39 protein-coding genes are annotated in these 25,211 nt (G+C 40.7%); all 39 read left to right on the top strand.

What is annotated here, in order from left to right; all coding sequences use genetic code 11:
- Positions 1 to 36: 36 nt before the first annotated feature.
- The 39 genes from TZ90_RS07835 (at position 37) to TZ90_RS07640 (ending at position 25,129) form a co-directional block, all read left to right on the top strand.
- Positions 37 to 501: an SP_0198 family lipoprotein gene (locus tag TZ90_RS07835; RefSeq protein ID WP_045612370.1), complete on the top strand. Its 465-nt coding sequence runs from the start codon at positions 37 to 39 to the stop codon at positions 499 to 501.
- Between the two features lie 139 nt (positions 502 to 640).
- Positions 641 to 2,173, top strand: coding sequence for a cardiolipin synthase (gene cls / locus TZ90_RS07830; protein WP_000877348.1), 1,533 nt, complete (start codon positions 641 to 643; stop codon positions 2,171 to 2,173).
- Between the two features lie 254 nt (positions 2,174 to 2,427).
- Positions 2,428 to 3,981, top strand: a complete 1,554-nt coding sequence (locus tag TZ90_RS07820; protein WP_045612369.1) for a hypothetical protein — start codon at positions 2,428 to 2,430, stop codon at positions 3,979 to 3,981.
- 119 nt (positions 3,982 to 4,100) lie between these two features.
- On the top strand, positions 4,101 to 6,308 hold the full coding sequence (nrdD, locus tag TZ90_RS07815) for an anaerobic ribonucleoside-triphosphate reductase (RefSeq protein ID WP_045612367.1): 2,208 nt from the start codon (positions 4,101 to 4,103) through the stop codon (positions 6,306 to 6,308).
- Between the two features lie 11 nt (positions 6,309 to 6,319).
- Entirely contained in the window at positions 6,320 to 6,460 is a 141-nt protein-coding gene (locus tag TZ90_RS07810) for a hypothetical protein (protein WP_000521621.1), read from the top strand.
- Between the two features lie 43 nt (positions 6,461 to 6,503).
- A complete protein-coding gene (locus tag TZ90_RS07805) occupies positions 6,504 to 7,010 on the top strand; it encodes a GNAT family N-acetyltransferase (protein ID WP_045612366.1) in 507 nt (168 codons plus the stop codon).
- Positions 7,003 to 7,593 carry an anaerobic ribonucleoside-triphosphate reductase activating protein gene (gene nrdG, locus TZ90_RS07800; RefSeq protein WP_045612364.1) on the top strand — a complete coding sequence of 197 codons (591 nt, stop codon included), beginning with the start codon at positions 7,003 to 7,005 and terminating at the stop codon, positions 7,591 to 7,593. Before TZ90_RS07805 ends, nrdG begins: the two co-directional genes overlap by 8 nt.
- A 254-nt stretch (positions 7,594 to 7,847) precedes the next feature.
- Positions 7,848 to 8,156, top strand: a complete 309-nt coding sequence (rpsJ, locus tag TZ90_RS07795; RefSeq protein ID WP_001284513.1) for a 30S ribosomal protein S10 — start codon at positions 7,848 to 7,850, stop codon at positions 8,154 to 8,156.
- 81 nt (positions 8,157 to 8,237) lie between these two features.
- A complete protein-coding gene (gene rplC, locus TZ90_RS07790) occupies positions 8,238 to 8,864 on the top strand; it encodes a 50S ribosomal protein L3 (RefSeq protein ID WP_000160197.1) in 627 nt (208 codons plus the stop codon).
- A gap of 24 nt (positions 8,865 to 8,888) precedes the next feature.
- On the top strand, positions 8,889 to 9,512 hold the full coding sequence (gene rplD / locus TZ90_RS07785) for a 50S ribosomal protein L4 (RefSeq protein WP_000024549.1): 624 nt from the start codon (positions 8,889 to 8,891) through the stop codon (positions 9,510 to 9,512).
- Positions 9,512 to 9,808 (top strand): 50S ribosomal protein L23, encoded by a 297-nt coding sequence (locus tag TZ90_RS07780; RefSeq protein ID WP_001055347.1) that lies wholly within the window; start codon positions 9,512 to 9,514, stop codon positions 9,806 to 9,808. The genes rplD and TZ90_RS07780 overlap by 1 nt, the downstream gene beginning before the upstream one ends.
- 17 nt (positions 9,809 to 9,825) lie before the next feature.
- Complete coding sequence (gene rplB, locus TZ90_RS07775; protein WP_000512911.1) at positions 9,826 to 10,659, top strand: 50S ribosomal protein L2; 834 nt, start codon at positions 9,826 to 9,828, stop codon at positions 10,657 to 10,659.
- A 103-nt stretch (positions 10,660 to 10,762) separates the two neighbouring features.
- The gene (rpsS, locus tag TZ90_RS07770) at positions 10,763 to 11,044 is read left to right on the top strand and encodes a 30S ribosomal protein S19 (RefSeq protein ID WP_000533766.1); all 282 of its coding nucleotides are present in this window, start codon (positions 10,763 to 10,765) and stop codon (positions 11,042 to 11,044) included.
- Positions 11,045 to 11,055: 11 nt separating this feature from the next.
- Positions 11,056 to 11,400, top strand: a complete 345-nt coding sequence (gene rplV, locus TZ90_RS07765) for a 50S ribosomal protein L22 (protein WP_000818137.1) — start codon at positions 11,056 to 11,058, stop codon at positions 11,398 to 11,400.
- A gap of 12 nt (positions 11,401 to 11,412) precedes the next feature.
- Positions 11,413 to 12,066, top strand: coding sequence for a 30S ribosomal protein S3 (gene rpsC / locus TZ90_RS07760; protein WP_000529936.1), 654 nt, complete (start codon positions 11,413 to 11,415; stop codon positions 12,064 to 12,066).
- A gap of 3 nt (positions 12,067 to 12,069) precedes the next feature.
- Positions 12,070 to 12,483 (top strand): 50S ribosomal protein L16, encoded by a 414-nt coding sequence (gene rplP / locus TZ90_RS07755; RefSeq protein ID WP_000960946.1) that lies wholly within the window; start codon positions 12,070 to 12,072, stop codon positions 12,481 to 12,483.
- A gap of 9 nt (positions 12,484 to 12,492) precedes the next feature.
- Complete coding sequence (gene rpmC / locus TZ90_RS07750) at positions 12,493 to 12,699, top strand: 50S ribosomal protein L29 (protein WP_000772918.1); 207 nt, start codon at positions 12,493 to 12,495, stop codon at positions 12,697 to 12,699.
- 24 nt (positions 12,700 to 12,723) lie between these two features.
- Entirely contained in the window at positions 12,724 to 12,984 is a 261-nt protein-coding gene (rpsQ, locus tag TZ90_RS07745; RefSeq protein WP_000440801.1) for a 30S ribosomal protein S17, read from the top strand.
- Between the two features lie 25 nt (positions 12,985 to 13,009).
- Positions 13,010 to 13,378 (top strand): 50S ribosomal protein L14, encoded by a 369-nt coding sequence (gene rplN / locus TZ90_RS07740; protein ID WP_000616545.1) that lies wholly within the window; start codon positions 13,010 to 13,012, stop codon positions 13,376 to 13,378.
- A 78-nt stretch (positions 13,379 to 13,456) separates the two neighbouring features.
- The gene (gene rplX / locus TZ90_RS07735) at positions 13,457 to 13,762 is read left to right on the top strand and encodes a 50S ribosomal protein L24 (protein WP_000497691.1); all 306 of its coding nucleotides are present in this window, start codon (positions 13,457 to 13,459) and stop codon (positions 13,760 to 13,762) included.
- A 23-nt stretch (positions 13,763 to 13,785) separates the two neighbouring features.
- Entirely contained in the window at positions 13,786 to 14,328 is a 543-nt protein-coding gene (rplE, locus tag TZ90_RS07730) for a 50S ribosomal protein L5 (RefSeq protein WP_000013542.1), read from the top strand.
- 17 nt (positions 14,329 to 14,345) lie between these two features.
- Complete coding sequence (locus TZ90_RS07725; RefSeq protein ID WP_001085697.1) at positions 14,346 to 14,531, top strand: type Z 30S ribosomal protein S14; 186 nt, start codon at positions 14,346 to 14,348, stop codon at positions 14,529 to 14,531.
- A 180-nt stretch (positions 14,532 to 14,711) separates the two neighbouring features.
- A complete protein-coding gene (gene rpsH, locus TZ90_RS07720; RefSeq protein WP_000245504.1) occupies positions 14,712 to 15,110 on the top strand; it encodes a 30S ribosomal protein S8 in 399 nt (132 codons plus the stop codon).
- A gap of 188 nt (positions 15,111 to 15,298) precedes the next feature.
- Positions 15,299 to 15,835: a 50S ribosomal protein L6 gene (rplF, locus tag TZ90_RS07715; RefSeq protein ID WP_000086624.1), complete on the top strand. Its 537-nt coding sequence runs from the start codon at positions 15,299 to 15,301 to the stop codon at positions 15,833 to 15,835.
- An 83-nt stretch (positions 15,836 to 15,918) separates the two neighbouring features.
- On the top strand, positions 15,919 to 16,275 hold the full coding sequence (gene rplR / locus TZ90_RS07710) for a 50S ribosomal protein L18 (RefSeq protein ID WP_000624044.1): 357 nt from the start codon (positions 15,919 to 15,921) through the stop codon (positions 16,273 to 16,275).
- 17 nt (positions 16,276 to 16,292) lie between these two features.
- Entirely contained in the window at positions 16,293 to 16,787 is a 495-nt protein-coding gene (gene rpsE / locus TZ90_RS07705) for a 30S ribosomal protein S5 (protein ID WP_000874202.1), read from the top strand.
- Between the two features lie 13 nt (positions 16,788 to 16,800).
- Positions 16,801 to 16,983, top strand: a complete 183-nt coding sequence (rpmD, locus tag TZ90_RS07700) for a 50S ribosomal protein L30 (RefSeq protein ID WP_000057241.1) — start codon at positions 16,801 to 16,803, stop codon at positions 16,981 to 16,983.
- 144 nt (positions 16,984 to 17,127) lie between these two features.
- On the top strand, positions 17,128 to 17,568 hold the full coding sequence (rplO, locus tag TZ90_RS07695; protein ID WP_000766089.1) for a 50S ribosomal protein L15: 441 nt from the start codon (positions 17,128 to 17,130) through the stop codon (positions 17,566 to 17,568).
- Positions 17,569 to 17,580: 12 nt separating this feature from the next.
- A complete protein-coding gene (gene secY, locus TZ90_RS07690) occupies positions 17,581 to 18,891 on the top strand; it encodes a preprotein translocase subunit SecY (RefSeq protein ID WP_000465403.1) in 1,311 nt (436 codons plus the stop codon).
- 149 nt (positions 18,892 to 19,040) lie between these two features.
- Positions 19,041 to 19,679 (top strand): adenylate kinase, encoded by a 639-nt coding sequence (locus TZ90_RS07685; protein WP_001050436.1) that lies wholly within the window; start codon positions 19,041 to 19,043, stop codon positions 19,677 to 19,679.
- A 116-nt stretch (positions 19,680 to 19,795) separates the two neighbouring features.
- Complete coding sequence (infA, locus tag TZ90_RS07680; protein ID WP_001029883.1) at positions 19,796 to 20,014, top strand: translation initiation factor IF-1; 219 nt, start codon at positions 19,796 to 19,798, stop codon at positions 20,012 to 20,014.
- Between the two features lie 24 nt (positions 20,015 to 20,038).
- Entirely contained in the window at positions 20,039 to 20,155 is a 117-nt protein-coding gene (gene rpmJ / locus TZ90_RS07675) for a 50S ribosomal protein L36 (RefSeq protein ID WP_001808836.1), read from the top strand.
- A gap of 17 nt (positions 20,156 to 20,172) precedes the next feature.
- A complete protein-coding gene (rpsM, locus tag TZ90_RS07670; RefSeq protein WP_000090781.1) occupies positions 20,173 to 20,538 on the top strand; it encodes a 30S ribosomal protein S13 in 366 nt (121 codons plus the stop codon).
- Positions 20,539 to 20,555: 17 nt separating this feature from the next.
- Positions 20,556 to 20,939: a 30S ribosomal protein S11 gene (gene rpsK, locus TZ90_RS07665; RefSeq protein WP_001118385.1), complete on the top strand. Its 384-nt coding sequence runs from the start codon at positions 20,556 to 20,558 to the stop codon at positions 20,937 to 20,939.
- A gap of 42 nt (positions 20,940 to 20,981) precedes the next feature.
- Positions 20,982 to 21,917 (top strand): DNA-directed RNA polymerase subunit alpha, encoded by a 936-nt coding sequence (locus TZ90_RS07660; RefSeq protein WP_000568988.1) that lies wholly within the window; start codon positions 20,982 to 20,984, stop codon positions 21,915 to 21,917.
- 11 nt (positions 21,918 to 21,928) lie between these two features.
- Entirely contained in the window at positions 21,929 to 22,315 is a 387-nt protein-coding gene (gene rplQ, locus TZ90_RS07655; RefSeq protein WP_045612363.1) for a 50S ribosomal protein L17, read from the top strand.
- A gap of 263 nt (positions 22,316 to 22,578) precedes the next feature.
- Complete coding sequence (locus TZ90_RS07650) at positions 22,579 to 22,845, top strand: ACT domain-containing protein (protein WP_045612362.1); 267 nt, start codon at positions 22,579 to 22,581, stop codon at positions 22,843 to 22,845.
- 9 nt (positions 22,846 to 22,854) lie between these two features.
- Complete coding sequence (locus TZ90_RS07645) at positions 22,855 to 24,192, top strand: PFL family protein (RefSeq protein WP_045612361.1); 1,338 nt, start codon at positions 22,855 to 22,857, stop codon at positions 24,190 to 24,192.
- 244 nt (positions 24,193 to 24,436) lie between these two features.
- Positions 24,437 to 25,129 carry a histidine phosphatase family protein gene (locus TZ90_RS07640; protein WP_000241548.1) on the top strand — a complete coding sequence of 231 codons (693 nt, stop codon included), beginning with the start codon at positions 24,437 to 24,439 and terminating at the stop codon, positions 25,127 to 25,129.
- The last annotated feature ends 82 nt before the right edge of the window (positions 25,130 to 25,211 follow it).

Raw genomic sequence — 25,211 nt, 5'->3', positions numbered from 1 at the left:
AATTTCTCTAAATTGGTAGCATAAAGGAAATTCATCATGAAATTAAAAAGATTCACACTTTCTTTTGCTTCTTTAGCAAGTCTTAGTCTCTTAGTAGCTTGTTCACAAAGAACTCAACAAGTTCAACAACCAGTAGCTCAATCGCAAACTCAACAAACTCAACAATCACAAGCAACAGCTTCATCTTCTACAGAAAATAGCAACCAGGCAGCAACAAGTTCTTCACAAAATGCGCCTGAGGCTCAACCAACTAATATTGATGGAACTTATACTGGTCAGGACGAAGGAGACCGTATCACTTTAGTGGTGACTGGAACAACTGGTACCTGGACTCAGGTAGGAACTGACGGGGAACAAGAAATCAAACAGGTTAGTTTCGACGTTGCTAATCAACGCATGATTATTGGTGATGATGTCAAGATTTATGCAATCAATGGCAATCAGATGATTATCGACGATATGGATAGAGAAGCATCTGATCGCATTGTTTTATCAAAATAGACTAGAAGGAGACTGGATTTTTCGGTCTCTTTTGCTTTTGCTCAGAAAAATGATTATAAATACTTGCCTTCTACCGAATAACTGAGTTATACTAGTATTAATTACCTGTTTTTAGCATTCAAACTATCAAGGAGGGGATATGAAATATAGAAAATTTCAATTATTGATGTCCAAGTATGGCTTTAGTCTTTCGATTATGCTACTTGAACTTTTTCTTGTTTTTGGTCTCTTTCTCTATTTAGGGCGTATGGCCCCTATTCTATGGGTAATTGTCTTAATTTTTATGAGTATGGCGACTATTGTCGCAATTGTCAATCGTTCAATGACACCTGATAGTAAAGTGATGTGGTTAGTGGTGACTTTTGTTCCTGTCATTGGCCCCTTGCTCTATCTGATGTTTGGTGAAAGACGATTATCCAAAAAAGAAATCAAGCAGTTGGACAAACTTGGTTCTATGCATTTTCGGGAGGATAACAGTAAAGCTCTCCGCCAGAAATTGAAGGAAGATGATAAGGCGGCTTACGGAGTTATCAAATCTTTGTTAAGTATGGATAGTAACGCCGATGTCTATGATCGAACAGACTCACAATTCTTTTCTTCGGGTGAAAGGATGTGGCAATATATGTTGGAAGACCTCAAGAAAGCTGAAAAGTTTATCTTTCTAGAGTACTATATTGTCGAAGAAGGTTTGATGTGGAATAGCATACTAGACATACTAGAGCAAAAGGCAGCTCAGGGGGTAGAGGTCAAGATGCTCTATGATGATATCGGCTGTATGGCGACTTTACCTGGAGACTATACTATTCAGCTTCGTAGTCGAGGAATTGAAGCCCATAAGTTTAACAAGGTGATTCCTCGTTTGACGGTGGCTTACAACAATCGGGACCATCGTAAAATCCTTGTCATAGATGGTCAGGTAGCTTATACAGGAGGCATTAACTTAGCCGATGAGTACATCAATCATGTAGAACGTTTTGGCTATTGGAAGGATAGTGGGATTCGCATAGATGGCCCTGGTGTCAAGGCTCTAACCCGTCTTTTTTTGATGACTTGGTACATCAATCGTGGGGAAATCAGCGATTTTGACCAGTATCACCTGGAAAATCAGCCTTGTTCTGGCCAAGGGCTCTGCATTCCTTACGGTAGTGGACCCAAGCCCATCTTCCGTACTCAAGTAGGGAAAAAAGTTTATCAAAGTTTGATTAATCAGGCTACTGATTCAGTCTATATCACAACACCCTATTTGATTATTGACTATGATTTAACTGAGAGTATTAAAAATGCAGCCATGAGGGGTGTTGATGTCCGCATCGTGACTCCTTTCATTCCGGATAAAAAATTAATCCAGCTCATAACAAGAGGAGCCTATCCGGATCTTTTGTCAGCAGGAGTCAGGATTTTTGAGTATAGTCCAGGCTTTATCCACAGTAAACAAATCCTAGTGGACAAGGACTTTGCTGCAGTTGGAACGATTAATTTAGATTATAGAAGTTTGCTTCATCACTATGAAGATGCAGTTTTGCTATATAAAACGGCATCAATCACAGAGATTCAAAAAGATTTTCAGGAGATTTTTTCAGTATCTCAAGAAATTTTCCCTCATACGATAAAAAATAGCTGGTATCAAAAATTGATTAAGGAAATTGCCCAGTTATTTGCCCCAATCTTATAAGAAATCTAGGACTTAGGACACAACCCAGTCCTATTTTTCTTGCCTTTTACGAATAGAAAGATAGAGGGGGAATGATGCTGACTCAGAAAGAATTGGATTATATCATGTCATTTAAACAGACGCATTTACACCGATTTCGGGAAATTGAAACCTTTGTGAAACTATGCAAAAAATCACTCAAACAGCCATCGCAAGCTGACAATTTTAGGTCTTTTTGATATACTAAGACAGATAAATTGAATAGGAGAAACGACATGGCTGTATATGGCAGAATCGAAGAAGTATCCGAAACGATACAGAGTAATGAAATTGAAAATAGACTGGATAGGAATCTTGAATCTCATGTGGAAAAAGAAGAACAGGTAGCTTTCCCGTTTTTCAGACTCATCATTGGAAGTACGATTGCAACGGTTTTTTCTGTGGTGATACCTTTACTTTTAGATATGGTAAGTCCTTCTCAGGCGCAGGATTTGTATATAGGGTGGGCTTGGCATCAGGGAGGACAGCTTTACAGTAGCTATTATGCTAGTCACGGTCTTCTTTATTACTTGCTACTTTATATTACCCAAGGAGGCATTCTTTTTGCCTTGGTAGAATGGCTAGCTCTCTTAGGAGGAGGTTATTTCCTCTTTTCTTCGACAGAGTATTTGACGGGACAAAGGGAACAAGCCAAACAACTCCTAACCATATTTTATATTTTGGTATCTGGTCTCGGTTTTGGAGGAGGCTATGCTACGATTTTAGCTCTGCCATTCCTGTTTGCAGGATTTTCATTCATAGCAGCTTATCTATCAACTCCTAACCATGACAAGGGATTTCTACGTCTGGGGATTTTCTTGGCCCTATCATTTTTCATAGAGCCTCTTACAAGTCTTCTCTTTACTGCAGTAGTAACGATCGGTTTATTTGTCTTTAATGTTGGGCATGGTCGCCTTGCTCATGGAGTTTATCAGTTTTTTGCAGCGGCACTTGGCTTTTCTCTCATTTTTTATCCACTAGGCTACTATGTCCTTGCTTCAGGTGGTTTTGGAGGAACTATAGGGAGTCTTTTGTATCCGATTGATTCCCTTCAGGTCTTTACCAATCCTCAACTAATGGATCATCTTTTATTCTATGGTTTATTGACCTTTGGTTTAGGAGCTCTCTTCCTTGTTTTTCTAGGTTTGTTCCAATCAAAGGCATCAAGATCATATGTTATTTCAGTACCAGCTAGTTTTGCTTTCCTATTTGTATTAGCCTTGTTGCTTTTTTCTCAAGAACCTCTTCACGGTTCGCGTTTGATTCTAATCCTTCCATTTTTACTCCTTCTTTTGATGACCAGTATTCGTGGGAAACATTCAGCTAGAGGAGCTCGTCGTCGGAGAAGAGAAGATGTTCCTACTTTATGGAAAAAATTCATGAAAGGGAATCTCTACTTACCGATCCTAGTGGTGGTTTATCTGATTGCAATTCCTTTTGTAGCTCGTTTTATCTTACATCCAGCTTCCTATAGAGAACAACATCAAGTGGTAGATAGAGTCAAACAAGAGACGAGTGAGGGAGACCAAATTTATATTTGGGATTCACATGTTCAGATGTATAAAGAAAGCCAGCGTTTGGCTGGATCCATGTTCCCATCACCTCTTCTTTATACGAATACAGAAGAGAATAAAACTAGTTTAATCAATGACTTGAAAGAAAACCAACCTAAGGTGATTGTGGTGAATGATAAGGTAGCAGTCTGGTCTGAAGTGGAAACAATCTTGAAAGAAAATTACCAACAAGTAAAGACTGATTACTCAGAGTTTAAAGTCTATAAAATCAAATAACCGAATCAATATCTTGTGTATTTTTAAAAATTTTAGGATTTTTACCACAAGATATTGATTTTTCTTTTTAGAGTGGTATAATACTTTTTAGAAAGAACATTTTAGAAAAGAGCATGCATATGATTGCACTAGAAGAAAAAATTACAATTTTGCCAACTCTCTTCGTTGAGAAACGAGATGGGAGACGTGTTGTATTTGATGTGGACAAGATTGACAAGGCTCTCCACAAGGCGGCAGACAAGGTTATGGATGTGACACCCTTAGTCGAAAAGCGCCTAAATGCTCTGACCGAGCGAATTGTCACAGAAATTCATAGTCGCTTTCCACAGGGGGTTAAGATTTACGAAATTCAAAATATCGTAGAACATGAACTGCTTGAAGCCAAAGAATATGCGCTGGCTGAGGAGTATATTACTTATCGGACACAAAGGGATTTTGAGCGCTCAAAAGCGACAGATATTAACTTTAGTATCCATAAGCTTCTTAACAAAGACCAGGCAGTTGTCAATGAAAATGCTAATAAAGACAGTGATGTCTTTAACACTCAGCGTGATTTGACAGCAGGAATTGTTGGAAAGTCAATCGGACTGCAAATGCTTCCTAAGCACGTAGCCAATGCCCACCAAAAAGGGGATATCCACTATCACGATTTGGACTACAGTCCCTATACACCTATGACTAACTGCTGTTTGATTGATTTCAAGGGGATGTTGGAAAATGGTTTTAAGATTGGAAATGCAGAGGTAGAGAGTCCCAAGTCTATCCAGACTGCGACAGCTCAGATTTCCCAAATCATTGCCAATGTTGCTTCTAGCCAGTATGGGGGCTGTTCAGCTGACCGTATAGATGAAGTTTTGTCACCTTATGCAGAGAAGAATTATCAAAAACACCTTAAGGATGCGGAAGAATGGGTCTTACCTGACAAACGGGAAGATTACGCTTGGAAGAAAACTCAAAAAGATATCTATGATGCCATGCAATCTCTTGAGTATGAAATCAACACCCTCTTCACTTCAAATGGGCAAACACCTTTTACTTCGCTAGGTTTTGGTCTAGGAACCAATCGTTTTGAGCGTGAAATTCAAAAAGCTATTTTGAGTATTCGGATAAAGGGTCTTGGTTCTGAGCATCGTACAGCCATCTTCCCTAAGCTTATCTTTACGCTTAAAAGAGGTCTTAACTTGGAAGAAGGGACTCCCAACTACGACATTAAGCAGTTGGCTCTTGAGTGTGCAACCAAGCGGATGTACCCAGACGTCTTGTCTTACGATAAGATTGTTGACTTGACAGGTTCTTTTAAGGTGCCTATGGGTTGCCGTTCGTTTCTTCAAGGATGGAAGGATGAAAATGGTGTAGAAGTCAATTCAGGTCGTATGAACCTAGGAGTTGTGACGGTTAATTTACCTCGTATTGCTCTCGAGTCTGATGGTGACATGAACAAGTTCTGGGAAATCTTCAACGAGCGTATGAATATCGCTGAAGATGCTCTTGTTTACCGTGTCGAACGCACTAAAGAGGCGACGCCAGCGAATGCTCCTATCCTCTATCAGTACGGTGCTTTTGGCCATCGTCTAGGTAAGGAAGAAAGTGTTGACCAGCTCTTTAAGAATCGTCGTGCAACCGTTTCACTAGGCTATATCGGTTTGTACGAAGTGGCTACTGTCTTCTTTGGAAATAGTTGGGAACACAATCCAGAAGCCAAGGAATTCACGCTGGATATCATTCGTGATATGAAACGCCGTGTAGAAGAGTGGTCTGACCAATATGGCTATCATTTCTCTATCTACTCAACACCATCTGAAAGTTTGACAGACCGTTTCTGTAGACTAGATACAGACAAGTTTGGTTCTATTCCTGATATTACAGATAAGGAATACTACACCAATTCATTCCACTACGATGTTCGTAAAAATCCAACACCTTTTGAAAAATTGGACTTTGAGAAAGTCTATCCAGAAGCAGGTGCGTCAGGTGGTTTCATCCATTATTGTGAGTATCCAGTCCTTCAGCAAAATCCAAAGGCCCTGGAAGCTGTCTGGGATTATGCTTATGACCGTGTGGGCTATCTTGGGACCAATACTCCAATAGACCGTTGCTACAAGTGTGACTTTGAAGGGGATTTTGAACCAACTGAGAGGGGCTTTGCTTGTCCAAACTGTGGCAATAGCGATCCTAAAACAGTAGATGTGGTCAAACGAACTTGCGGCTATCTAGGCAATCCTCAAGCGAGACCGATGGTCAATGGGCGTCACAAGGAAATCGCTGCGCGTGTCAAACACATGAATGGCTCAACGATTAAAATGGCTGGTCACCAAGTAACAAATTAGAAAGAAATGAAATGGGAAAATATCAATTAGACGATAAGGGGCGCGCACAAGTGACCCGTTATCACGAGAAACACTCTAAAGGCGGAGCTGGTAAAAAAGAACGCTTGCTCAGCCTCAGAGAACAATTTTTAAACAAGAATAAGAAGAAATAAAAGTGAGAGTCAGCTCTCGCTTTTCTCATAGCGGGAGGTAAGGATGGAACTACGCAGACCAAGATTAGCAGATAAAGAAACAGTTTTAGAGATGATGGCAGAGTTTGAAAAGAACCAATCAGCCCATGATGGAGGATTTTGGGATACAGAGAACTTTGTGTATGAAGAATGGTTGGAAACAAATATGCAAAAAGAGATGGGAATAAACTTGCCTGAAAATCGTGTTCCTTCTATTCAATTTGTATCATTTGATGATGTAGGCCGTGCTCTAGGATTTTTGAATCTGCGATTGAGACTGAATGAGGGTTTATTGAATTATGCTGGTCACATTGGCTACTCCATTCGTCCATCAGAAAGAGTCAAGGGTTATGCTAAGGAAACTCTCCGTCAGGGCTTGCAAGTTGCTAAGGAAAAGAACATCAAGAGAACGCTTGTGACCTGTAGCGTGAATAATCCTGCTAGCAGAGCAGTCATTTTAGCAAATGGTGGGCTCCTTGAGGATGTTCGTAATGGAGTCGAGCGTTATTGGATAGAGGTAGCGAATGAATAATCCAAAACCACAAGAATGGAAAAGCGAAGAACTCAGTCAAGGGCGGATTATTGATTACAAGGCCTTCAACTTTGTAGATGGAGAGGGTGTGCGTAACTCCCTCTATGTATCAGGTTGCATGTTTCACTGCGAGGGATGTTATAATGTTGCGACTTGGTCTTTTAATGCTGGCATTCCTTATACAGCAGAATTAGAAGAACAGATCATGGAAGATCTCGCTCAACCTTATGTTCAAGGCTTGACTTTATTAGGAGGAGAACCCTTCCTTAATACAGGAATCCTTTTGCCACTCGTGAAACGTATCCGGAAGGAATTGCCAGACAAAGACATCTGGTCCTGGACGGGCTATACATGGGAAGAAATGTTGTTGGAAACTCCAGATAAACTGGAACTCTTATCATTGATTGACATTCTTGTCGATGGACGATACGATCGAACTAAGAGAAATCTCATGCTCCAGTTTCGAGGTTCTTCCAATCAACGAATTATCGATGTGCAAAAATCTCTCAAAAGTGGGCAAGTAGTGATTTGGGACAAGCTTAATGACGGAAAAGAAAGCTATGAACAGGTGAAGAGAGAGTAACTTTCTTCCATAAAATACTTAAATAAATGACCCACCAAAAAAGAAAACATTTTCATGTTAAAAATTTTAAAAAAACAGCAACAAATCCCTTGCAATCGCAGGGGTTTTGTGTTATTCTATTATGGTGCTGTAAATTACAGCCTTAGCTTTGATGCAAGAGGTTGCGACACGCTCGGTTGCATTGCCACGTAACAACGCGTCGGTTTTCTTGTGGAGCTAGCCTATTATCTTAAATAGACGAAAAGGAGAAAAAGATGGCAAACAAAAAAATCCGTATCCGTTTGAAAGCTTACGAACACCGTACGCTTGACACAGCGGCTGCAAAAATCGTAGAATCAGCTACTCGTACAGGTGCACAAGTTGCGGGTCCAATCCCACTTCCAACTGAACGTAGCCTCTACACAATTATTCGTGCGACTCACAAATACAAAGACTCTCGCGAACAATTTGAAATGCGTACACACAAACGTTTGATCGATATCGTTAACCCAACTCAAAAAACAGTTGATGCGTTGATGAAATTGGATCTTCCAAGTGGTGTAAACGTAGAAATCAAACTTTAATCTAAAGCTTGATATTTGAGCATAAAAAACGCTCGTTAAAAACTTTTTGAATAAAAAATATAGAAAAGGAACTATTTTCTCATGACAAAAGGAATCTTAGGGAAAAAAGTGGGAATGACTCAAATCTTCACTGAAGCTGGCGAATTGATCCCTGTAACAGTTATTGAAGCAACTCCAAACGTTGTTCTTCAAGTTAAAACTGTTGAAACAGACGGATACAACGCTATCCAAGTTGGTTTCGATGACAAACGCGAAGTATTGAGCAACAAACCTGCTAAAGGACATGTAGCGAAAGCTAACACGGCTCCTAAGCGCTTCATTCGTGAATTCAAAAACGTTGAAGGCTTGGAAGTTGGCGCTGAAATCACAGTTGAAACATTCGCAGCTGGAGATGTTGTTGACGTAACTGGTACTTCTAAAGGTAAAGGTTTCCAAGGTGTTATCAAACGCCACGGACAATCACGTGGACCAATGGCTCACGGTTCTCGTTACCACCGTCGTCCAGGTTCTATGGGACCTGTTGCACCTAACCGCGTATTCAAAGGTAAAAACCTTGCAGGACGTATGGGTGGTGACCGCGTAACAATTCAAAACCTTGAAGTTGTACAAGTTGTTCCAGAAAAGAACGTTATCCTTATCAAAGGTAACGTACCAGGTGCTAAGAAATCTCTTATCACTATCAAGTCAGCAGTTAAAGCTGGTAAATAATAAGGAAAGGGGAATACAGTCAAAATGGCAAATGTAACATTATTCGACCAAACTGGCAAACAAGCGGGCGAAGTTGTTCTTAACGATGCAATCTTTGGTATCGAACCAAACCAATCTGTTGTGTTTGATGTGATCATCAGCCAACGTGCTAGCCTTCGTCAAGGAACTCACGCAGTTAAAAACCGCTCAGCTGTTTCAGGTGGCGGACGCAAACCATGGCGTCAAAAAGGAACTGGACGTGCTCGTCAAGGTTCTATCCGCTCTCCACAATGGCGTGGTGGTGGAATCGTCTTCGGACCAACTCCACGTAGCTATGCGTACAAACTTCCTCAAAAAGTTCGTCGCCTTGCACTTAAATCTGTTTACTCAGAAAAAGTTGCTGAAAATAAATTTGTAGCCGTTGATTCTCTTGAATTTACAGCTCCAAAAACTGCTGAATTTGCAAAAGTTCTTGCAGCTTTGAGCATCGATTCTAAAGTCCTTGTTATTCTTGAAGAAGGAAACGAATTCGCAGCTCTCTCAGCTCGTAACCTTCCAAACGTGAAAGTTGCGACTGCTACAACTGCAAGTGTTCTTGACATCGCAAATAGTGACAAACTTCTTGTTACTCAAGCAGCTATCTCTAAAATCGAGGAGGTTCTTGCATAATGAATTTGTATGATGTTATCAAAAAACCTGTAATCACTGAAAGCTCAATGGCTCAACTTGAAGCAGGAAAATATGTATTTGAAGTTGACACTCGTGCACACAAACTTTTGATCAAGCAAGCTGTTGAAGCTGCTTTCGAAGGTGTTAAAGTTGCTAATGTTAACACAATCAACGTAAAACCAAAAGCTAAACGTGTTGGACGTTACACTGGTTTTACTAACAAAACTAAAAAAGCTATCATCACACTTACAGCTGATTCAAAAGCAATCGAGTTGTTTGCTGCTGAAGCTGAATAATCTAAGGAGGAAATATCGTGGGAATTCGTGTTTATAAACCAACAACAAACGGTCGCCGTAATATGACTTCTTTGGATTTCGCTGAAATCACAACAAGCACTCCTGAAAAATCATTGCTTGTTGCATTGAAGAGCAAGGCTGGTCGTAATAACAACGGTCGTATCACAGTTCGTCACCAAGGTGGTGGACACAAACGTTTCTACCGTTTGGTTGACTTCAAACGTAACAAAGACAACGTTGAAGCAGTTGTTAAAACAATCGAGTACGATCCAAACCGTTCTGCAAACATCGCTCTTGTACACTACACTGACGGTGTGAAAGCATACATCATCGCTCCAAAAGGTCTTGAAGTAGGTCAACGTATCGTTTCAGGTCCAGAAGCAGATATTAAAGTCGGAAATGCTCTTCCACTTGCTAACATCCCAGTTGGTACTTTGATCCACAACATCGAGTTGAAACCAGGTCGTGGTGGTGAATTGGTACGTGCTGCTGGAGCATCTGCTCAAGTATTGGGTTCTGAAGGTAAATACGTTCTTGTTCGTCTTCAATCAGGTGAAGTTCGTATGATTCTTGGAACTTGCCGTGCTACAGTTGGTGTTGTCGGAAATGAACAACATGGACTTGTAAACCTTGGTAAAGCAGGACGTAGCCGTTGGAAAGGTATCCGCCCAACAGTTCGTGGTTCTGTAATGAACCCTAACGATCACCCACACGGTGGTGGTGAAGGTAAAGCACCAGTTGGTCGTAAAGCACCATCTACTCCATGGGGCAAACCTGCTCTTGGTCTTAAAACTCGTAACAAGAAAGCGAAATCTGACAAACTTATCGTTCGTCGTCGCAACGAGAAATAATATTAAACTAGTCGCTTAAGCAACTAGTAAATCCGCCAGCTCGGTAGCGCTCCTTGTGAGCGCAAGCCGCTGTGGTACAACATTTAAAGGAGAAAATATAAAAATGGGACGCAGTCTTAAAAAAGGACCTTTCGTCGATGAGCATTTGATGAAAAAAGTTGAAGCTCAAGCTAACGACGAAAAGAAAAAAGTTATTAAAACTTGGTCACGTCGTTCAACGATCTTCCCAAGTTTCATTGGTTACACTATTGCAGTTTATGACGGACGTAAACACGTACCTGTTTACATCCAAGAAGACATGGTAGGTCACAAACTTGGTGAATTTGCACCAACTCGTACTTACAAAGGTCACGCTGCAGACGACAAGAAAACACGTAGAAAATAAGGAGAACATAAATGGCAGAAATTACTTCAGCTAAAGCAATGGCTCGTACAGTACGTGTTTCACCTCGTAAATCACGTCTTGTTCTTGATAACATCCGTGGTAAAAGCGTAGCCGATGCAATCGCAATCTTGACATTCACTCCAAACAAAGCTGCTGAAATCATCTTGAAAGTTTTGAACTCAGCTGTAGCTAACGCTGAAAACAACTTTGGTTTGGATAAAGCTAACTTGGTAGTATCTGAAGCATTCGCAAACGAAGGACCAACTATGAAACGTTTCCGTCCACGTGCGAAAGGTTCAGCTTCACCAATCAACAAACGTACAGCTCACATCACTGTAGCTGTTGCAGAAAAATAAGGAGGTAAAATCGTGGGTCAAAAAGTACATCCAATTGGTATGCGTGTCGGCATCATCCGTGATTGGGATGCCAAATGGTATGCTGAAAAAGAATACGCGGATTACCTTCATGAAGATCTTGCAATCCGTAAATTCGTTCAAAAAGAACTTGCTGACGCAGCAGTTTCAACTATCGAAATCGAACGCGCAGTAAACAAAGTTAACGTTTCACTTCACACTGCTAAACCAGGTATGGTTATCGGTAAAGGTGGTGCTAACGTTGATGCACTCCGTGCAAAACTTAACAAATTGACTGGAAAACAAGTACACATCAACATCATCGAAATCAAACAACCTGATTTGGATGCTCACCTTGTAGGTGAAGGAATTGCTCGTCAATTGGAGCAACGTGTTGCTTTCCGTCGTGCACAAAAACAAGCAATCCAACGTGCAATGCGTGCTGGAGCTAAAGGAATCAAAACTCAAGTATCAGGTCGTTTGAACGGTGCAGATATCGCCCGTGCAGAAGGATACTCTGAAGGAACTGTTCCACTTCACACACTTCGTGCAGATATCGATTACGCTTGGGAAGAAGCAGATACTACATACGGTAAACTTGGTGTTAAAGTATGGATCTACCGTGGTGAAGTTCTTCCAGCTCGCAAAAACACTAAAGGAGGTAAATAACCAATGTTAGTACCTAAACGTGTTAAACACCGTCGTGAATTCCGTGGAAAAATGCGCGGTGAAGCAAAAGGTGGAAAAGAAGTAGCATTCGGTGAATACGGTCTTCAAGCTACAACTAGCCACTGGATCACTAACCGCCAAATCGAAGCTGCTCGTATCGCCATGACTCGTTACATGAAACGTGGTGGTAAAGTTTGGATTAAAATCTTCCCACACAAATCATACACTGCTAAAGCTATCGGTGTGCGTATGGGATCTGGTAAAGGGGCACCTGAAGGTTGGGTAGCACCAGTTAAACGTGGTAAAGTGATGTTCGAAATCGCTGGTGTATCTGAAGAGATTGCACGCGAAGCACTTCGTCTTGCTAGCCACAAATTGCCAGTTAAATGTAAATTCGTAAAACGTGAAGCAGAATAAGGAGAAGGCATGAAACTTAATGAAGTAAAAGAATTTGTTAAAGAACTTCGTGGTCTTTCTCAAGAAGAACTCGCGAAGCGCGAAAACGAATTGAAAAAAGAATTGTTTGAACTTCGTTTCCAAGCTGCTACTGGTCAATTGGAACAAACAGCTCGCTTGAAAGAAGTTAAAAAACAAATCGCTCGTATCAAAACAGTTCAATCTGAAGCGAAATAATAGACTAGGGAAGGAGAAATTTCAATGGAACGCAATAATCGTAAAGTTCTTGTTGGACGTGTTGTATCTGACAAAATGGACAAGACAATCACAGTTGTAGTTGAAACAAAACGTAACCACCCAGTCTATGGTAAACGTATTAACTACTCTAAAAAATACAAAGCTCATGATGAAAACAATGTTGCCAAAGAAGGCGATATTGTACGTATCATGGAAACTCGTCCGCTTTCAGCTACAAAACGTTTCCGTCTTGTAGAAGTTGTTGAAGAAGCGGTCATCATCTAATCAAACCTGAAAGGAGAAAACTGAAATGATTCAAACAGAAACTCGTTTGAAAGTCGCAGACAACAGCGGTGCTCGCGAAATCTTGACTATCAAAGTTCTTGGTGGTTCAGGACGTAAATTTGCAAACATCGGTGATGTTATCGTGGCATCTGTAAAACAAGCTACTCCTGGTGGTGCGGTTAAAAAAGGTGACGTTGTTAAAGCAGTTATCGTTCGTACTAAATCAGGTGCTCGTCGTGCTGATGGTTCATACATCAAATTTGACGAAAACGCAGCAGTTATCATCCGTGAAGATAAAACTCCTCGCGGAACACGTATCTTTGGCCCAGTTGCACGTGAATTGCGTGAAGGTGGCTTCATGAAGATCGTGTCACTTGCTCCAGAAGTACTTTAATTTTTAGAAACAAACTAGTCCCCTGGATTTACCTCCAGGGTGCCCTTATGGGCGTAAGAAAAATCAAGGAGAAACCTAATGTTTGTAAAAAAAGGCGACAAAGTTCGCGTAATCGCTGGTAAAGATAAGGGAACAGAAGCTGTTGTCCTTACTGCCCTTCCAAAAGTAAACAAAGTTATCGTTGAAGGTGTTAACATCGTTAAGAAACACCAACGTCCAACTAACGAGCTTCCTCAAGGTGGTATCATCGAGAAAGAAGCAGCTATCCACGTATCAAACGTTCAAGTTTTGGACAAAAATGGTGTAGCTGGTCGTGTTGGTTACAAATTTGTAGACGGTAAAAAAGTTCGCTACAACAAAAAATCAGGCGAAGTGCTTGATTAATCACGAAGGAAAGGAGAAGTATAATGGCAAATCGTTTAAAAGAAAAATATCTTAATGAAGTAGTTCCTGCTTTGACAGAACAATTCAACTACTCATCAGTGATGGCTGTGCCTAAAGTAGATAAGATCGTTTTGAACATGGGTGTTGGTGAAGCTGTATCAAACGCTAAAAGCCTTGAAAAAGCTGCTGAAGAATTGGCACTTATCTCAGGTCAAAAACCACTTATCACTAAAGCTAAAAAATCAATCGCCGGCTTCCGTCTTCGTGAAGGTGTTGCGATCGGTGCAAAAGTTACCCTTCGTGGTGAACGTATGTACGAATTCTTGGATAAATTGGTTTCAGTTTCACTTCCACGTGTACGTGACTTCCATGGTGTTCCAACAAAATCATTTGACGGACGTGGAAACTACACACTTGGTGTGAAAGAACAATTGATTTTCCCAGAAATCAACTTCGATGACGTTGACAAAACTCGTGGTCTTGACATCGTTATCGTAACTACTGCTAACACTGACGAAGAGTCACGTGCATTGCTTACAGGCCTTGGAATGCCTTTTGCAAAATAATATAGGAGGTAAATCTAATGGCTAAAAAATCAATGATTGCTAAGAACAAACGTCCAGCGAAGTTCTCTACTCAAGCTTATACTCGTTGTGAAAAATGTGGTCGTCCACATTCAGTTTACCGCAAATTTAAACTTTGCCGTGTTTGCTTCCGTGAATTAGCTTACAAAGGACAAATTCCTGGTGTAACAAAAGCATCTTGGTAATTCTAGCTTTCAATCCCGTCGTGATTCGTCGTTATCTGCTTTTGCCTAACTCAAGTTATGCCTGCAAGCAGATGCCTAGACTCACTTAGGAATTGAAACCTAGAAACATATTCTGAGCCTAGCTCAATCATTAACTAGCAAGTGCAACTTGCAAACTACTAGTAAGAGGAGAAAAACAAAATGGTTATGACTGACCCAATCGCAGACTTCCTAACTCGTATTCGTAATGCTAACCAAGCTAAACACGAAGTACTTGAAGTACCTGCATCAAACATCAAAAAAGGGATTGCTGAAATCCTTAAACGCGAAGGTTTTGTAAAAAACGTTGAAATCATCGAAGATGACAAACAAGGCATCATCCGTGTATTTCTTAAATACGGACCAAACGGTGAAAAAGTTATCACTAACTTGAAACGTGTTTCTAAACCAGGACTTCGTGTCTACAAAAAACGTGAAGACCTTCCAAAAGTTCTTAACGGACTTGGAATTGCTATCCTTTCAACTTCTGAAGGTTTGCTTACTGATAAAGAAGCACGCCAAAAGAATGTTGGTGGAGAAGTTATCGCTTACGTTTGGTAATATTTAGCTCTCAATTTCTTTGTGACTCTTCGTTATCGTCTCTTGCCTAACCTAAAGTTATGCCTGCGAGACGATGCCTAGATTCACTTTGAAATTGAAACCTAAATGTTCCTTTAAATCGAGAAATCGATTTAGCCCCCGTGAAAACTGGCCGTTCTGGCCTGACAATCTAACAGGAGAAAATAAACATGTCACGTATTGGTAATAAAGTTATCGTGTTGCCTGCTGGTGTTGAAATCACTAACAATGACAACGTTGTAACTGTAAAAGGACCTAAAGGAGAACTTACTCGTGAGTTCTCAAAAGATATTGAAATCCGTGTGGAAGGTACTGAAGTAACTCTTCACCGTCCAAACGATTCAAAAGAGATGAAAACTATCCACGGAACTACTCGTGCCCTTTTGAACAACATGGTTATTGGTGTATCAGAAGGATTCAAGAAAGAACTTGAAATGCGCGGGGTTGGTTACCGTGCACAACTTCAAGGATCTAAACTTGTTTTGGCTGTTGGTAAATCTCATCCAGACGAAGTTGAAGCTCCAGAAGGAATTACTTTTGAACTTCCAAACCCAACAACAATCGTTGTTAGCGGAATTTCAAAAGAAGTAGTTGGTCAAACAGCTGCTTACGTACGTAGCCTTCGTTCACCAGAACCATATAAAGGTAAAGGTATTCGTTACGTTGGTGAATTCGTTCGCCGTAAAGAAGGTAAAACAGGTAAATAATGTTGAGTGGTTGATTCTCAACCACCAACCTATTTTCCAACTTTGTGCATAGCACACGATTTAAAACTAAAGAGGTGAAAACTGTGATTTCAAAACCAGATAAAAACAAACTCCGCCAAAAACGCCACCGTCGCGTTCGCGGAAAACTCTCTGGAACTGCTGATCGCCCACGTTTGAACGTATTCCGTTCTAATACAGGCATCTACGCTCAAGTGATTGATGACGTAGCGGGTGTAACGCTCGCAAGTGCTTCAACTCTTGACAAAGAAGTTTCAAAAGGAACTAAAACTGAACAAGCCGTTGCTGTCGGTAAACTCGTTGCAGAACGTGCAAACGCTAAAGGTATTTCAGAAGTGGTGTTCGACCGCGGTGGATATCTATATCACGGACGTGTGAAAGCTTTGGCTGATGCAGCTCGTGAAAACGGATTGAAATTCTAATAGGAGGACACTAGAAAATGGCATTTAAAGACAATGCAGTTGAATTAGAAGAACGCGTAGTTGCTGTCAACCGTGTTACAAAAGTTGTTAAAGGTGGACGTCGTCTTCGTTTCGCAGCTCTTGTTGTTGTTGGTGACCACAACGGTCGCGTAGGATTTGGTACTGGTAAAGCTCAAGAAGTTCCAGAAGCAATCCGTAAAGCAGTAGATGATGCTAAGAAAAACTTAATCGAAGTTCCTATGGTTGGAACAACAATCCCACACGAAGTTCTTTCAGAATTCGGTGGAGCTAAAGTATTGTTGAAACCTGCTGTAGAAGGTTCTGGAGTTGCCGCTGGTGGTGCAGTTCGTGCCGTTGTGGAATTGGCAGGTGTGGCAGATATTACATCTAAATCACTTGGTTCTAACACTCCAATCAACATTGTTCGTGCAACTGTTGAAGGTTTGAAACAATTGAAACGCGCTGAAGAAGTTGCTGCCCTTCGTGGTATTTCAGTTTCTGATTTGGCATAAGAAAGGGGATAAAATGGCTCAAATTAAAATTACTTTGACTAAGTCTCCAATCGGACGCATTCCATCACAACGTAAAACTGTTGTAGCACTTGGACTTGGCAAATTGAACAGCTCTGTTATTAAAGAAGATAACGCTGCTATCCGTGGTATGATCACTGCAGTATCTCACTTAGTAACAGTTGAAGAAGTAAACTAATGAATTTTTAGGGGATGTGCACTATACCATCCCCTAAAACTAGATATAGTCATCTATGATGACGTCGTATAGGCGAGTTGATGGGGGAGACAACCTTTTCTCCCTTATCGGCGCTAGCATTTTACAAAAGAGGAGAAAATAAAAATGAAACTTCATGAATTGAAACCTGCAGAAGGTTCTCGTAAAGTACGTAACCGCGTTGGTCGTGGTACTTCATCAGGTAACGGTAAAACATCTGGTCGTGGTCAAAAAGGTCAAAAAGCTCGTAGCGGTGGCGGAGTTCGCCTTGGTTTTGAAGGTGGACAAACTCCATTGTTCCGTCGTCTTCCAAAACGTGGATTCACTAACATCAACGCTAAAGAATACGCAATTGTGAACCTTGACCAATTGAACGTCTTTGAAGATGGTGCTGAAGTTACTCCAGTTGTTCTTATCGAAGCAGGAATTGTTAAAGCTGAAAAATCAGGTGTTAAAATTCTTGGTAACGGTGAGTTGACTAAGAAATTGACTGTGAAAGCAGCTAAATTCTCTAAATCAGCTGAAGAAGCTATCACTGCTAAAGGTGGTTCAGTAGAAGTCATCTAAGAGAGGTGACCTATGTTTTTTAAATTATTAAGAGAAGCTCTTAAAGTTAAGCAGGTTCGATCAAAAATTTTATTTACAATTTTTATCGTTTTGGTCTTTCGTATCGGAACTAGCATTACAGTTCCTGGTGTGAATGCCAATAGCTTGAATGCTTTAAGTGGATTATCCTTCTTAAACATGTTGAGTTTGGTCTCAGGGAATGCCATGAAAAACTTCTCAGTTTTTGCTCTTGGTGTTAGTCCCTACATTACGGCTTCTATCGTTGTCCAACTCTTGCAAATGGATATTTTACCCAAGTTTGTAGAGTGGGGTAAACAAGGGGAAGTAGGTCGAAGAAAATTAAATCAAGCTACTCGTTATATTGCTCTTGTTCTAGCCTTTGTGCAATCTATCGGGATTACAGCTGGTTTTAATACTTTGGCTGGAGCTCAATTGTTGAAAACAGCTCTTACACCACAAGTCTTTATCATGATTGGTATCATCTTAACAGCTGGTAGTATGATTGTGACTTGGTTGGGAGAGCAAATTACAGATAAGGGATACGGAAATGGTGTTTCTATGATTATCTTTGCCGGGATTGTTGCCTCAATTCCAGAGATGATTCAGGGCATCTATGTGGATTACTTTGTGAACGTCCCAAGTAGCCGTATCAACTCATCTATCATTTTCGTAATCATTTTGATTATTACTGTATTGTTGATCATTTATTTTACAACTTATGTTCAACAAGCAGAATACAAAATTCCAATCCAATATACTAAGGTTGCACAAGGTGCTCCATCTAGCTCTTACCTTCCTTTGAAGGTAAATCCTGCTGGTGTTATCCCTGTTATCTTTGCAAGTTCGATTACTGCAGCGCCTGCGGCTATTCTTCAGTTTTTGAGCGCTACAGGTCATGATTGGGCTTGGGTAAGAACAGCACAAGAAATGCTGGCAACAACTTCACCAACTGGTATTGCCATGTATGCTTTATTGATTATTCTTTTTACATTCTTCTATACGTTTGTGCAGATTAATCCTGAAAAAGCGGCAGAGAACCTACAAAAGAGCGGTGCCTATATCCATGGAGTTCGTCCTGGTAAAGGTACAGAAGAATATATGTCTAAGCTTCTTCGTCGTCTTGCAACGGTTGGTTCCCTCTTCCTTGGTGTGATTTCCATTTTACCGATTGTAGCAAAAGATGTTTTCGGACTTTCAGAAGCAGTTGCTTTTGGAGGAACCAGTCTTTTGATCATTATCTCTACAGGTATTGAAGGAATCAAACAATTGGAAGGTTACCTATTGAAACGTAAGTATGTTGGTTTCATGGACAGAACAGAATAAAAGTATTTACAGAATCAGTAAATGCTGAGGGAGTGGAGGTTTAACTCTAACATTAGTGAGAGTTTGGTCTCCCCTCTTCTATTTTGTTTTTAAATAGGGGTGAAAAGACTTTTTGCTTCTATTTAAAAATAAAATAAGGAGATCTAATCATGAATCTTTTGATTATGGGCTTACCTGGTGCAGGTAAGGGAACTCAAGCAGCAAAAATCGTAGAACAATTCCATGTTGCACATATCTCAACAGGTGATATGTTCCGTGCTGCTATGGCAAATCAAACTGAAATGGGTGTTCTTGCCAAGTCATACATTGACAAGGGTGAATTGGTTCCTGACGAAGTTACAAATGGGATCGTAAAAGAACGTCTTTCACAAGATGATATTAAAGAAACAGGATTCTTGTTGGATGGTTACCCACGTACAATTGAACAAGCTCATGCCTTGGACAAAACATTGGCTGAACTTGGCATTGAACTAGAAGGTGTTATCAATATTGAAGTGAACCCTGACAGCCTCTTGGAACGTTTGAGTGGCCGTATCATCCACCGCGTAACTGGAGAAACTTTCCACAAGGTCTTTAACCCACCAGTTGACTATAAAGAAGAAGATTACTACCAACGTGAAGATGATAAGCCTGAGACAGTAAAACGTCGTTTGGATGTGAATATTGCTCAAGGGGAACCAATCATTGCTCACTACCGTGCCAAAGGTTTGGTTCATGACATCGAAGGTAACCAAGATATCAATGATGTCTTCTCAGATATCGAAAAAGTATTGACAAATTTGAAATAAAGCGTTTTTCACACTTGCAAAAATCCGCTACAAATGTTATACTGAAATAGTCTGACTTATAATTGTTGTCTCTGTGTCTAGAGGCATCGAATCGAAATTTATGGAGGTGCTTTTGCGTGGCAAAAGACGATGTGATTGAAGTTGAAGGCAAAGTAGTTGATACAATGCCGAATGCAATGTTTACGGTTGAACTTGAAAATGGACATCAGATTTTAGCAACAGTTTCTGGTAAAATTCGTAAAAACTATATTCGTATTTTAGCGGGAGATCGTGTTACTGTCGAAATGAGTCCATATGACTTGACACGTGGACGTATCACTTACCGCTTTAAATAATCGAAAAACTTGGAGGGATAAGAAATGAAAGTAAGACCATCGGTCAAACCAATTTGCGAATACTGTAAAGTTATTCGTCGTAATGGTCGTGTTATGGTAATTTGCCCAGCAAATCCAAAACACAAACAACGTCAAGGATAAGATAGAAAGGAGAAAACATGGCTCGTATTGCTGGAGTTGACATTCCAAATGACAAACGCGTAGTAATCTCATTGACTTATGTTTATGGTATCGGACTTGCAACATCTAAGAAAATTTTGGCTGCTGCTGGAATTTCAGAAGATGTTCGTGTACGTGATCTTACATCAGATCAAGAAGATGCTATCCGTCGTGAAGTGGATGCAATCAAAGTTGAAGGTGACCTTCGTCGTGAAGTAAACTTGAACATCAAACGTTTGATGGAAATCGGTTCATACCGTGGTATCCGTCACCGTCGTGGACTTCCTGTCCGTGGACAAAACACTAAAAACAACGCTCGCACTCGTAAAGGTAAAGCTGTTGCGATTGCTGGTAAGAAAAAATAATATAGGAGGTAAAAGTCTTGGCTAAACCAACACGTAAACGTCGTGTGAAAAAGAATATCGAATCTGGTATTGCTCATATTCACGCTACATTTAATAACACTATTGTTATGATTACTGATGTGCATGGTAATGCAATTGCTTGGTCATCAGCTGGTGCTCTTGGTTTCAAAGGTTCTCGTAAATCTACACCATTCGCTGCTCAAATGGCTTCTGAAGCTGCTGCTAAATCTGCACAAGAACACGGTCTTAAATCAGTTGAAGTTACTGTAAAAGGTCCAGGTTCTGGTCGTGAGTCAGCTATTCGTGCGCTTGCTGCCGCTGGTCTTGAAGTAACAGCAATTCGTGATGTGACTCCAGTGCCACACAATGGTGCTCGTCCTCCAAAACGTCGCCGTGTATAATCATCGCATTACACTGCTTTTCGTTTAAGAGGGAGTAACTAAATGATCGAGTTTGAAAAACCAAATATAACAAAAATTGATGAAAATAAAGATTATGGCAAGTTTGTAATCGAACCACTTGAACGTGGCTACGGTACAACTCTTGGTAACTCTCTTCGTCGTGTACTTCTAGCTTCTCTACCAGGAGCAGCTGTGACATCTATCAATATTGATGGTGTGTTACATGAGTTTGACACAGTTCCAGGTGTTCGTGAAGACGTGATGCAAATCATTCTGAACATTAAAGGAATTGCAGTGAAATCGTACGTTGAAGACGAAAAAATCATCGAACTGGATGTTGAAGGTCCTGCTGAAGTAACAGCTGGTGACATTTTGACAGATAGCGATATTGAAATTGTAAATCCAGATCATTATCTCTTTACAATCGGTGAAGGTTCTTCTCTAAAAGCGACTATGACTGTTAACAGTGGTCGTGGATATGTACCTGCTGATGAAAATAAAAAAGATAATGCACCAGTTGGAACACTTGCTGTAGATTCTATTTATACACCAGTTACAAAAGTCAACTATCAAGTGGAACCTGCTCGTGTAGGTAGCAATGATGGATTTGACAAATTAACCCTTGAAATCTTGACAAATGGAACAATTATTCCAGAAGATGCTTTAGGGCTTTCAGCACGTATTTTGACAGAACATCTTGATTTGTTTACAAATCTTACTGAGATTGCTAAGTCAACTGAAGTGATGAAAGAAGCTGATACTGAATCTGACGACCGTATTTTGGATCGTACGATTGAGGAACTGGACTTGTCTGTGCGTTCATACAACTGTTTGAAACGTGCCGGTATCAATACTGTGCATGATTTGACAGAAAAATCTGAAGCAGAGATGATGAAAGTACGAAATCTTGGACGCAAGAGTTTGGAAGAAGTGAAACTCAAACTCATTGATTTGGGTCTTGGATTAAAAGATAAATAAAGGAGGAATACATGGCTTACCGTAAACTAGGACGCACTAGCTCACAACGTAAAGCAATGCTTCGCGATTTGACAACTGACCTTTTGATCAACGAATCAATCGTGACAACTGAAGCTCGTGCTAAAGAAATCCGTAAAACTGTTGAAAAAATGATTACTCTAGGTAAACGTGGTGATTTGCATGCACGTCGTCAAGTAGCTGCTTTCGTACGTAATGAAATCGCATCTGAAAACTATGATGAAGCAACTGATAAGTACACTTCTACTACAGCACTTCAAAAATTGTTCTCAGAAATCGCACCTCGTTATGCTGAACGTAACGGTGGATACACTCGTATCCTTAAAACTGAACCACGTCGTGGTGATGCAGCGCCAATGGCGATCATCGAATTAGTATAAAATCATCAATTTTGTTGAGTGTTATGATGATGGAGTCTTGTGCTCTTAGTCTAGCTCTGGTCTACCGCTAGGATCTCGGTCCTAGCGGGAACACTCATCATAAGTTGGGATAGTAGACGCTTGTTTACGAAATTGTTTTTTTCTTAAGAACAACTTCGTAAGCAGGCGTTTTTGAGTATTTTAGTTAGAATTATGCTATACTATTGAAAAGAATCCTGTTTAATGTTCAGGTTTCCTATTAAAAGAAGAATTGGAGTTTGCTTATGAAAGCGATTATAACTGTTGTTGGTAAAGATAAATCTGGAATTGTTGCAGGTGTTTCTGGCAAAATTGCAGAATTAGGATTGAATATTGACGATATCTCTCAAACTGTTTTGGATGAATATTTTACGATGATGGCTGTCGTCTCAAGTGATGAAAAGCAGGATTTTACTTATCTGCGAAATGAGTTTGAAACTTTTGGGCAAACTTTGAATGTGAAAATCAATATTCAGAGTGCAGCGATTTTCGACGCTATGTATAATATCTAGGAGGTGCACATGGATATTAGACAAGTTACTGAAACCATTGCCATGATTGAGGAGCAAAACTTCGATATCAGAACCATTACCATGGGGATTTCTCTTTTGGACTGTATTGATCCAGATATCAATCGTGCTGCGGAGAAAATTTATCAAAAGATTACGAGCAAGGCAGCTAATTTAGTAGCTGTTGGCGATGAAATTGCGGCTGAGTTGGGGATTCCAATCGTTAATAAGCGTGTATCGGTGACTCCTATCTCTTTGATTGGGGCTGCGACAGATGCGACAGACTATGTGGTTCTGGCAAAAGCTCTTGATAAGGCTGCGAAAGAGATTGGTGTGGACTTTATCGGTGGCTTCTCTGCCTTGGTACAAAAGGGTTATCAAAAGGGAGATGAGATTCTCATCAATTCTATTCCTCGCGCCTTGGCTGAAACGGACAAGGTCTGCTCGTCAATCAATATCGGCTCAACCAAGTCTGGTATTAATATGACGGCTGTGGCAGATATGGGACGTGTTATCAAGGAAACGGCTAATCTATCAGATATGGGAGCGGTCAAGTTGGTTGTATTCGCTAATGCTGTTGAGGACAATCCATTTATGGCGGGTGCCTTCCATGGTGTTGGGGAGGCAGATGTTATCATCAATGTCGGAGTTTCTGGTCCTGGTGTGGTAAAACGTGCCTTGGAAAAAGTTCGTGGACAGAGCTTTGATGTAGTAGCCGAAACAGTTAAGAAGACTGCCTTCAAGATCACTCGTATCGGTCAATTGGTTGGTCAAATGGCCAGTGAGAGACTCGGTGTGGAGTTTGGTATTGTGGACTTGAGTTTGGCGCCAACTCCTGCTGTTGGAGATTCTGTTGCACGTGTCCTTGAAGAAATGGGGCTAGAAACAGTTGGTACGCATGGGACGACGGCTGCCTTGGCTCTCTTGAATGACCAAGTTAAGAAGGGCGGAGTCATGGCCTGCAACCAAGTTGGTGGTTTGTCTGGTGCCTTTATCCCTGTTTCAGAAGATGAAGGAATGATTGCTGCAGTGCAAAATGGCTCTCTTAATCTGGAAAAACTAGAAGCTATGACGGCTATCTGTTCTGTTGGTTTGGATATGATTGCCATTCCGGAGGATACACCTGCTGAAACCATTGCGGCTATGATTGCAGACGAAGCTGCAATTGGTGTCATTAACATGAAAACTACGGCTGTTCGTATTATTCCAAAAGGAAAAGAAGGCGATATGATTGAGTTTGGTGGCCTATTAGGTACTGCACCTGTTATGAAGGTCAATGGGGCTTCGTCTGTCGATTTCATCTCTCGCGGTGGACAAATTCCAGCACCAATTCATAGTTTTAAAAATTAAGAAAATAGGAGAAATTTTAAGTTCTATTTAAGGTTGGCTGTGTATACTATAATCATTAAATAAAGACCTCCTAATATTATTTGAAACAGATAACACTGATTTAGTTTGAATTTGATTTTCATCTAATATCTTTATTTAATAGAACTCCTAAACTTTTTCATAATAATCTCCTGCAAAAGTCGCCTGTCTGGGTGGCTTTTGTTTTATCATCCATGATATAATAGAAGCAAACGGAGGACGGAAAATGGTAAAAGTACGATTGTATTTGGTACGTCATGGCAAGACTATGTTTAACACGATTGGTCGCGCGCAAGGTTGGAGCGATACTCCCTTAACAGCTGAAGGTGAACGAGGGATTCAAGAATTAGGAATCGGTTTGCGCGAATCTGGTCTACAGTTTGAGCGTGCTTATTCGAGTGATTCTGGGCGCACCATTCAGACAATGGGAATTATCCTTGATGAACTTGGCTTGCAGGGAAAAATCCCTTATCGCATGGACAAGCGTATCAGAGAATGGTGTTTCGGTAGTTTTGACGGAGCTTATGATGGTGATCTTTTCATGGGCATTATTCCTCGTATCTTTAATGTGGACCACGTTCACCAATTGTCTTATGCTGAACTGGCTGAGGGTTTGGTAGAGGTCGATACAGCTGGTTGGGCTGAAGGCTGGGAAAAACTCAGTGGCCGAATTAAGGAAGGCTTTGAAGCGATTGCCAAAGAAATGGAAGAGCAGGGTGGGGGCAATGCCCTCGTTGTCAGCCACGGAATGACTATTGGAACCATTGTTTATCTAATTAATGGTATGCATCCGCATGGTCTAGATAATGGTAGCGTGACGATACTTGAATATGAGGACGGCCAGTTTAGCGTAGAAGTTGTCGGCGACCGTAGTTACCGAGAACTAGGACGTGAGAAGATGGAGGAAGCCTCTATTTAATCAGTCTGGACTTGCTTGCTAGGAACTGAGGATTTGATAGGAATATCAAGATAAGAAAAAACAGCCGAGGGTAATCCTTTCG

It is taken from the genome of Streptococcus mitis, from assembly GCF_000960005.1.
GTDB classification, from domain to species: Bacteria; Bacillota; Bacilli; order Lactobacillales; family Streptococcaceae; genus Streptococcus; species Streptococcus mitis_CK.
This window is presented reverse-complemented; position numbering and strand designations above follow the sequence as displayed.

Coding starts and splice junctions, on each gene's coding strand:
- TZ90_RS07685 (WP_001050436.1), top strand. CDS start 19,041: ATGAATCTTTTGATTATGGGCTTACCTGGTGCAGGTAAGGGAACTCAA.
- TZ90_RS07780 (WP_001055347.1), top strand. CDS start 9,512: ATGAATTTGTATGATGTTATCAAAAAACCTGTAATCACTGAAAGCTCA.
- rplQ (WP_045612363.1), top strand. CDS start 21,929: ATGGCTTACCGTAAACTAGGACGCACTAGCTCACAACGTAAAGCAATG.
- rplN (WP_000616545.1), top strand. CDS start 13,010: ATGATTCAAACAGAAACTCGTTTGAAAGTCGCAGACAACAGCGGTGCT.
- nrdG (WP_045612364.1), top strand. CDS start 7,003: ATGAATAATCCAAAACCACAAGAATGGAAAAGCGAAGAACTCAGTCAA.
- rplX (WP_000497691.1), top strand. CDS start 13,457: ATGTTTGTAAAAAAAGGCGACAAAGTTCGCGTAATCGCTGGTAAAGAT.
- nrdD (WP_045612367.1), top strand. CDS start 4,101: ATGATTGCACTAGAAGAAAAAATTACAATTTTGCCAACTCTCTTCGTT.
- rplV (WP_000818137.1), top strand. CDS start 11,056: ATGGCAGAAATTACTTCAGCTAAAGCAATGGCTCGTACAGTACGTGTT.
- rpmC (WP_000772918.1), top strand. CDS start 12,493: ATGAAACTTAATGAAGTAAAAGAATTTGTTAAAGAACTTCGTGGTCTT.
- rpsS (WP_000533766.1), top strand. CDS start 10,763: ATGGGACGCAGTCTTAAAAAAGGACCTTTCGTCGATGAGCATTTGATG.
- TZ90_RS07805 (WP_045612366.1), top strand. CDS start 6,504: ATGGAACTACGCAGACCAAGATTAGCAGATAAAGAAACAGTTTTAGAG.
- rpsM (WP_000090781.1), top strand. CDS start 20,173: ATGGCTCGTATTGCTGGAGTTGACATTCCAAATGACAAACGCGTAGTA.
- rpsE (WP_000874202.1), top strand. CDS start 16,293: ATGGCATTTAAAGACAATGCAGTTGAATTAGAAGAACGCGTAGTTGCT.
- rpsH (WP_000245504.1), top strand. CDS start 14,712: ATGGTTATGACTGACCCAATCGCAGACTTCCTAACTCGTATTCGTAAT.
- TZ90_RS07725 (WP_001085697.1), top strand. CDS start 14,346: ATGGCTAAAAAATCAATGATTGCTAAGAACAAACGTCCAGCGAAGTTC.
- TZ90_RS07810 (WP_000521621.1), top strand. CDS start 6,320: ATGGGAAAATATCAATTAGACGATAAGGGGCGCGCACAAGTGACCCGT.
- rpmD (WP_000057241.1), top strand. CDS start 16,801: ATGGCTCAAATTAAAATTACTTTGACTAAGTCTCCAATCGGACGCATT.
- rplE (WP_000013542.1), top strand. CDS start 13,786: ATGGCAAATCGTTTAAAAGAAAAATATCTTAATGAAGTAGTTCCTGCT.
- rplF (WP_000086624.1), top strand. CDS start 15,299: ATGTCACGTATTGGTAATAAAGTTATCGTGTTGCCTGCTGGTGTTGAA.
- secY (WP_000465403.1), top strand. CDS start 17,581: ATGTTTTTTAAATTATTAAGAGAAGCTCTTAAAGTTAAGCAGGTTCGA.
- rpmJ (WP_001808836.1), top strand. CDS start 20,039: ATGAAAGTAAGACCATCGGTCAAACCAATTTGCGAATACTGTAAAGTT.
- TZ90_RS07640 (WP_000241548.1), top strand. CDS start 24,437: ATGGTAAAAGTACGATTGTATTTGGTACGTCATGGCAAGACTATGTTT.
- cls (WP_000877348.1), top strand. CDS start 641: ATGAAATATAGAAAATTTCAATTATTGATGTCCAAGTATGGCTTTAGT.
- TZ90_RS07660 (WP_000568988.1), top strand. CDS start 20,982: ATGATCGAGTTTGAAAAACCAAATATAACAAAAATTGATGAAAATAAA.
- rpsQ (WP_000440801.1), top strand. CDS start 12,724: ATGGAACGCAATAATCGTAAAGTTCTTGTTGGACGTGTTGTATCTGAC.
- TZ90_RS07820 (WP_045612369.1), top strand. CDS start 2,428: ATGGCTGTATATGGCAGAATCGAAGAAGTATCCGAAACGATACAGAGT.
- rpsJ (WP_001284513.1), top strand. CDS start 7,848: ATGGCAAACAAAAAAATCCGTATCCGTTTGAAAGCTTACGAACACCGT.
- TZ90_RS07645 (WP_045612361.1), top strand. CDS start 22,855: ATGGATATTAGACAAGTTACTGAAACCATTGCCATGATTGAGGAGCAA.
- rplO (WP_000766089.1), top strand. CDS start 17,128: ATGAAACTTCATGAATTGAAACCTGCAGAAGGTTCTCGTAAAGTACGT.
- TZ90_RS07835 (WP_045612370.1), top strand. CDS start 37: ATGAAATTAAAAAGATTCACACTTTCTTTTGCTTCTTTAGCAAGTCTT.
- TZ90_RS07650 (WP_045612362.1), top strand. CDS start 22,579: ATGAAAGCGATTATAACTGTTGTTGGTAAAGATAAATCTGGAATTGTT.
- rplP (WP_000960946.1), top strand. CDS start 12,070: ATGTTAGTACCTAAACGTGTTAAACACCGTCGTGAATTCCGTGGAAAA.
- rplC (WP_000160197.1), top strand. CDS start 8,238: ATGACAAAAGGAATCTTAGGGAAAAAAGTGGGAATGACTCAAATCTTC.
- rplD (WP_000024549.1), top strand. CDS start 8,889: ATGGCAAATGTAACATTATTCGACCAAACTGGCAAACAAGCGGGCGAA.